1 pseudogene is annotated in these 323 nt (G+C 36.8%); it reads left to right on the forward strand.

Going from position 1 to position 323, the window contains the following annotated elements:
- Positions 1 to 323, forward strand: a pseudogene (locus EII23_RS13290) (replisome organizer); the annotation flags it as partial.

A 323-nucleotide genomic window follows, 5' to 3' on the forward strand; every position in this document is an offset into this window, starting at 1 on the left:
GTACAAGGGGACAATCTATAAAGACGAAAAAAGCTATCTAAACATCAGTAATAGCAATGTTTATGAGAAAACGGAGCGTATCTGTATCCAAAATGTATCCGATTTGGATACACAGGATAGGATAGGTAAGGATAGGTTAGATAAGGGTAGTATAGATAAGGGGAGAGGAGAAGAAAGTCCCCCACCTCCAAATTCAAAAACCTATGGAGAATTTCAAAATGTCAATCTAAGTGATGAAGAATATCAAAGGCTGAAAGAAAAGTTAAAAAGCCACACAAACACAATGATTGAGAAGCTATCGAGGTATATGCAAAGCAGTGGAA

Source organism: Desulfovibrio sp. OH1186_COT-070 (assembly GCF_003860215.1).
Taxonomy (GTDB): Bacteria; Desulfobacterota; Desulfovibrionia; order Desulfovibrionales; family Desulfovibrionaceae; genus Desulfovibrio.